The sequence below is a fragment of the Mesorhizobium sp. M2C.T.Ca.TU.002.02.1.1 genome, assembly GCF_003997225.1.
On record NZ_RZTO01000351.1, the window covers coordinates 1 to 5,995 of the forward strand.

The window sequence follows — 5,995 nt, forward strand, 5'->3', positions numbered from 1 at the left end:
GCTTGCCGGCGTCCCACAGCGGGTAATAAGTGATGCCGAGATACTCCCAGGGCATCAGCGAGGCGCAGACATACCAGGTCATCGCGGCGGCGATCAAAAGCGTGATCATGCCGGCCATTGTGCCGTAAGGCAGGGAGCGCGCCGGCGAGCGCACTTCCTCGGCCGCCTGGGTGGTGCCCTCGATGCCAAGATAATACCAGATGCCGAACTGGAAGGCGGCGATGACGCCGATCCAGCCATAGGGCAGCGCGTTGCCGGGCGTGACCAGCTCGTTGAGCTTCAGCACCGCGCCTTGCGTCCATGGGCTGACGGAAAAGAACAGGATGACGATCGAGATATAGGCGATCGCGGTGATGACGAAATTGACGTTGAGCGTCATCAGCACGCCGCGATAATTGAGCCAGGCCAGCACAACGATGGTGGCGGCAATGAAGGAATTGTGCGTCAGCCCTTCGACGCCGGCCTTGGCGACGATGGTGTCGCCGAGCAGGATCGCGTCGGACACTTCGAGCATGGTGTACGCAAACACCAGGAACAGCGCGACGTTGAAGGCCATCAGCGGCCCGACGATGTGTTTGGCCTGCGCGTACTGGCCGCCGGCGGCGGCGACGGTGGATGTCACCTCCGAGTCGATCATGGCGACCGATGTGTAGAGCAGCCCGACGATCCAGCAGACGATCAGCGCGGCGAGCGCGCCGCCCTTGTCGGCGGAGAAATTCCAGCCGGTGAACTCGCCGACCAGCACGATGCCGACGCCCAGCGCCCAGACATGCGCCGGGCCCAGCACCCGAAGCAGCGAGACCCTGTCGCCATGGATAGTCGTCGTTTGTCCCGTATCAACCGCGGCCGTCATGTCAGTCCCCACTCAGATCCGGTGTTTTTCGGAAACGGCCTCAAGCTCGCCCTCGCGCGAGGATGTCAGCACGGCCTCGGAATAGGTCGTGTCGACCTTGAACCAGTCGTAGAGCATCCACGCCGCAAGCACGACCGAGATGCCCCAGCAAACATAAGACAGTCCCATCCACATGATGTTTTCCCCTGTCGACGAAGGTCTATTTGTCGTCGAACTTCTCGTTGATGACCTCGCGGTATTCCTTGTCGGAGGCGCGGAACAGGAAGACGAAATAGGCGATCAGCACGATCGCCATGATGATCAGCGTCGGCCAGTCGATGATGTAGTGGAAGCGGTTCTGGATTATGTCGTGCGCCGTCTCCGGCGTGTAGCCGAGCTTTTCCCAGATCGAGGCCATGGTGGGGTTCTGGCCGAGCGCGTCCCAGGTCTTGGCGTCGAGTGGATCGATCGACTTCGCCGCCCCGGCGAAGCCGAGCTTCAGCGGCAGCCACAGCGCCACGAAGATAGCGACCACCACGACCGCGATGTCGAGGATCTGTCCGGCCTTGTTCTGCTCCGGCGGGATATAGCGGGCCATGGTTTCCCCCTTCAGGATTGACGGTTGCGGGCAGCGTCGGCGTTCTTGATGTCGAGCCCGTAGATGAAGTCCTTGTCTTCCTTGTAGTGGTTGAGCATGGCGAGGATCGCCGCGGTGTTGAAGATCAGCACCGCGGCGGCCGCGATCGCCACCACGAGCTTGATCCCGCCGTCGGGGATGTAGGCCCAGGTCATCAGGAGGACGAAGAGGATCGTCGCCCATAGGCAAACGATCAGGAGCACGGATCCGCGCACGTCGGAACGGTACAGCGCTTCGATGCGCTGCTGCAGGTCGGACATCGGTTTTCCCCTTCTGGCGACGTCCGGCCCCGAAATCGACCGGGCGTCCACTCTTTCAACAGAGTGAAATTTTTTTCATAAGTTCTGCCCGATTCCCGAAATTGTCAAGCCGGATTTACGCATCGTAAACCGTTTGTTCCCAGTCAAGAAATTTGCCTGACAATGAAATTATTTGCTTCAAGGGGATTGCAGGGCTTCGCCGTTTGCGGTCAATATTCGAGCAAGCTCCGCCGCCAAGCAGGAGCAGGGAACAGCAACCGCTTAAAGCGACCTAGATTGCACGGAGGACGATCGGATGACGGCATCCTGGAGATTCTCGACCCTGGCGGATCGCCATCGCGCGCTCGGCTCGAAGCTCGAGGACTGGAGCGGCATGGGCACCGCCTGGACCTATGACAAGGATGCCGACGAGGAATATATCGCGATCCGCACCAAGGCCGGGCTGATGGACGTCTCCGGCTTGAAGAAGGTTCATATCACGGGACCGCACGCCTCGCATCTCATCGACCTCGCCACGACGCGCGACGTGGAGAAGATCTATCCCGGCAAGTCGGCCTATGCCTGCATGCTGAACGAGGCCGGCAAATTCACCGACGACTGCATCCTCTACCGCATCAGCCCGAACTCGTGGATGGTGGTGCATGGCTCCGGCACCGGCCATGAGGAATTGCAGCGGGCGGCGATGGGTCGCGATGTGTCGCTGCGCTTCGACGACAATCTGCATGACCTGTCGCTGCAGGGGCCGACCGCGGTCGACTATCTCGCCAAGCATGTGCCGGGCATCCGCGACCTTAACTACTTCCATCACATGCAGACGCAGCTCTTCGGCTTGCCCGTCATGATCTCGCGCACCGGCTACACGGGCGAGCGCGGCTACGAGATATTCTGCCGCGGCCAGGACGCCGGCACGATCTGGGACCGCATCCTCGACGAGGGCAAGAGCGCCGGCATCATCCCGTGCCGCTTCACCACGCTCGACATGCTGCGCGTTGAGAGCTACCTGCTCTTCTACCCCTACGACAATTCGCAGAAATATCCGTTCGAGAACGAAGGCCCTGGCGACACGCTGTGGGAGCTCGGCCTCGACTTCACCGTCAGCCCCGGCAAGACCGGCTTCCGCGGCGCCGAGGAACACTACCGGCTGAAGGGCAAGGAACGCTTCAAGATCTATGGCGTGCTGCTCGACGGCAAGGAACCGGCGGACGAAGGCGCGCCGGTCTATCGCGACGGCAAAAAGGTCGGCGTGGTGACCTGCGCCATGTATTCGCCGCTGGTCGAGAAATCGATGGGCATCGCCCGTCTCGACGTCGACTGCGCGGTCAAGGACACCAAGCTCGAGATCCGCAACAGGAGCGGTTCGATCGAAGCGACAGCGCAGCCCTTGCCGTTCGACGATCCGAAGAAGACCAAGCGCACCGCCAAGGGTTGAGGCGTCATCAACGGGGAGGGGTTTTAAGGCACTCGAGCATGATCCCGAAAGTGGGAACCGGTTTTCGGAAAAGATCATGCTCCAACTGATCTAAGGACGAATGGCAGCCAAGACGATCATCAGCCGGCCCATTTACGGAACGCTCTCTCCGCAGCCCGGCAAGCACCACCTTTTCATCGCCGATGCGGAAGGCGCGCTGGCGATCACCGACATGGCCGGCAAGGCGCCGCCCGGCTTTTTCGACGGCGCCGAGATCGTCTTCATTCCGGGCCCCGAGGGCAGGCATGTCGCGGCCCTTGAAGCATTGAAGCCGGCGCAACTCCATATCGCGCCGTCCTTCGCCAGCCTCCTGCCGCGTCTCAAGCAGACGCTGACCAACGCCCATATGGGCCTGCGGCTCTATCTTGCCGGCACCGAGGGCCTGATCGGCCAGGCCATGCAGGCGGCGCTCGAAGCCGGCATCGACCACACCTCCATGCAGACCGAGCATCGTGGCTCGCTGGCGCGCCGCATGCAATGCGTGCACTGCAAGGGCATCACCGAGAATGTGACGACGCAGCCGGCGCTCTGCTCGCATTGCGGCCTGCTGCTTCTGGTGCGCGATCACTATTCAAGGCGCCTCGCCGCCTTCCAGGGCGTGTGCATCAACGCCGAGGATCGCTCCGAGATTCCTCCGATGGAGGAGGCTTTCCCATGAGCACCGGCACCACCAAGCTCGATGTCGTCGTCAGCGACGTCGTTCCCGTCAACGAGCTCGTCACCCGCTTCCATTTCCGTCGCCGCGACGGCGGGCTGCTGCCGACTTTTTCCGGCGGCGCCCATGTCGTGGTCGAAATGCGCGACGGCGACCGCACCCGGCTCAATCCCTATTCACTGATGGGCTCGCCGCTCGATACGCGCGAATACACGATCTCGGTGCGGCGCGACGATGTCGGCCGCGGCGGCTCGCTGTTCATGCACCGGCAGGTCAAGCCCGGGCTGGAGATGGTGATCAGCTATCCGGTCAATCTGTTCTCGCTGGATCTCAGGGCTAAGAAGCATTTGATGCTGGCCGGCGGCATCGGCATCACGCCCTTCATGGCGCAGACGTCGCAGCTGGCGGGCGCCGGCGGCAATTTCGAGCTGCACTACACCTGCCGCACCGCTTCGCTGGGCACCTACGCCGATGTCCTGCAGCAGCGCTACGGCAACCGGGTCAGGCTCTATCACGACGACCGCGAGGAACGCATCGATCTCGATAAGCTTTTGTCCTCGCAACCGCTCGGCACGCATCTCTATGTGTGCGGTCCGGCCGGCATGATCAACTGGGTGCGCGATCGCGCCGCTAGCCTCGGTTGGCCGCCGGAGACCGTGCATTTCGAGCATTTCGCGGCCCCACAGCCCGGCGCGCCTTTCGACGTGACCTTGGCCGTCAGCGGCAAGACGATCCGCGTCGGCGAGCAGCAGAGCCTGCTCGAAGCCATCGAAGCCGCGGGCGTCGACCCGCCTTATCTGTGCCGCGGCGGCGTCTGCGGCCAGTGCGAAACCAATGTGATCTCTTCCGACGGCAAGTTCATCCACAACGATCACTGGCTGAGCGAGGAAGACCACCGTTCCGGCTGCAAGATCATGCCTTGCGTCTCGCGCTTCGAGGGCAAGTCGCTGGTCCTGGAAAGATAGGAGGCGTCAATGGGCATCACCTTTCGCAAGGAAACGTTTCGCGACGACTACACCTTCAGGAACAGCCCGGAGCACATCAGGCGCTTTCCCTTCCCGTTCAACGAAGACGCCTACATGTACGCGGTCAACATCGAGCCGCATGTCGTCGGCCCGAAGGGCAGCGTTCTCGAAAACCTGATCGACGTCGACGAGCACTATGTCGCCGAGATGCAAGACCGCGCGCTGGTGCTGGCCGAGGATCCGCTGCGTTGCCAGTCGTTGCCGCACATGACCTTGGCCGGATGGGACCTGCTCGAGCTTCTGATGGAGCAGCAGGCGCTTGGCTATCCCGAGCATTTCACGCTGGAGCGGAACGGCGACCGCTGGCGCTGGATCAACCGGCCGCTCGGCATCGACGACACCTTCACCTTCGGCGACACCTCGACGCTGCCCTATGGCCCGATGGAATACATCACCCGCCAGAGCCAGGGCGATTTCTGCATCCTCGACCAGCGCGACGGCAATCTGTGGATGGATGCCGGCATGGTCACCACCCAGGCCGACTGGTCGCTCGATTTCGACATCGGCATGAACTTCTTCGAATGGCACGCGCCGGTGCCCTTGGCGCATGAGAAGGGCATCTTCACCCGCGCGTTGAAATTCCTCACCAACATCCAGCAGGGCAAGCCGGCCCGGCGCCTCAACTGGACGATGACGATCAATCCGCGCCTCGACACCAGCCCCGAGAATTATCACAAATGGGGTCCGGACCGCGCCACCGTCACGCCGGAGAATGTCGGCCAGAAGGTGCATCTGCGGGTCGAACTGCAAAGCTTCTGGCGGCTGCCGCGCTCCAACGCCATCGTCTTCCCGATCCGCTGCTACCTGATCAAGATGGACGAATTGGTCACGCAGCCGAAATGGGCGCGCCGCCTGCACCGCGTCATCCGCGACCTCCCGGAGGAGCTCGCAACTTACAAAGGCCTGACGCGGTATCGGCCGACGCTGGTGGAGTGGCTGTCGAAGCTCGATGACGGCAGCCCGACGAGCCCGGGGTTTGGGCCGGATTGAAGACCTTCCTCGCCCCACGAAGTGGGCTAGGAGATTCACACATCTCGTAGGCTCCAGCCACGTGCGATGGATTGGAAGTACTGAAGGCCGTGGCGGAAGGTAATAGGGCCTGGCGGCTTGGACTTGGG

The 5,995-nt window shown here is 62.3% G+C and carries 8 protein-coding genes; 4 read left to right on the top strand and 4 right to left on the bottom strand.

Annotated elements, in window-relative coordinates; translation table 11 throughout:
- The 4 genes from EOD07_RS18895 to EOD07_RS18910 form a co-directional block, all read right to left on the bottom strand.
- On the bottom strand, window positions 1–853 hold an 853-nt coding region (locus tag EOD07_RS18895), incomplete at its 3' end, for an amino acid permease (protein ID WP_127236549.1).
- Between the two features lie 12 nt (window positions 854–865).
- Window positions 866–1,021, bottom strand: coding sequence for a hypothetical protein (locus EOD07_RS18900; protein ID WP_164772349.1), 156 nt, complete (start codon window positions 1,019–1,021; stop codon window positions 866–868).
- 31 nt (window positions 1,022–1,052) lie between these two features.
- Window positions 1,053–1,430 carry a hypothetical protein gene (locus EOD07_RS18905; RefSeq protein ID WP_040990883.1) on the bottom strand — a complete coding sequence of 126 codons (378 nt, stop codon included), beginning with the start codon at window positions 1,428–1,430 and terminating at the stop codon, window positions 1,053–1,055.
- Between the two features lie 11 nt (window positions 1,431–1,441).
- Window positions 1,442–1,729 carry a hypothetical protein gene (locus EOD07_RS18910; protein ID WP_127236550.1) on the bottom strand — a complete coding sequence of 96 codons (288 nt, stop codon included), beginning with the start codon at window positions 1,727–1,729 and terminating at the stop codon, window positions 1,442–1,444.
- A 295-nt stretch (window positions 1,730–2,024) separates the two neighbouring features.
- Between EOD07_RS18910 and EOD07_RS18915 the strand changes: the two genes are divergently transcribed.
- The 4 genes from EOD07_RS18915 (at window position 2,025) to EOD07_RS18930 (ending at window position 5,867) form a co-directional block, all read left to right on the top strand.
- The gene (locus EOD07_RS18915) at window positions 2,025–3,158 is read left to right on the top strand and encodes an aminomethyltransferase family protein (protein WP_127236551.1); all 1,134 of its coding nucleotides are present in this window, start codon (window positions 2,025–2,027) and stop codon (window positions 3,156–3,158) included.
- Window positions 3,159–3,258: 100 nt separating this feature from the next.
- The gene (locus EOD07_RS18920) at window positions 3,259–3,855 is read left to right on the top strand and encodes a dimethylamine monooxygenase subunit DmmA family protein (protein WP_127236552.1); all 597 of its coding nucleotides are present in this window, start codon (window positions 3,259–3,261) and stop codon (window positions 3,853–3,855) included.
- Window positions 3,852–4,817 carry a PDR/VanB family oxidoreductase gene (locus EOD07_RS18925; protein ID WP_127236553.1) on the top strand — a complete coding sequence of 322 codons (966 nt, stop codon included), beginning with the start codon at window positions 3,852–3,854 and terminating at the stop codon, window positions 4,815–4,817. The genes EOD07_RS18920 and EOD07_RS18925 overlap by 4 nt, the downstream gene beginning before the upstream one ends.
- A 9-nt stretch (window positions 4,818–4,826) precedes the next feature.
- Window positions 4,827–5,867 (top strand): DUF3445 domain-containing protein, encoded by a 1,041-nt coding sequence (locus tag EOD07_RS18930; RefSeq protein ID WP_127236554.1) that lies wholly within the window; start codon window positions 4,827–4,829, stop codon window positions 5,865–5,867.
- The last annotated feature ends 128 nt before the right edge of the window (window positions 5,868–5,995 follow it).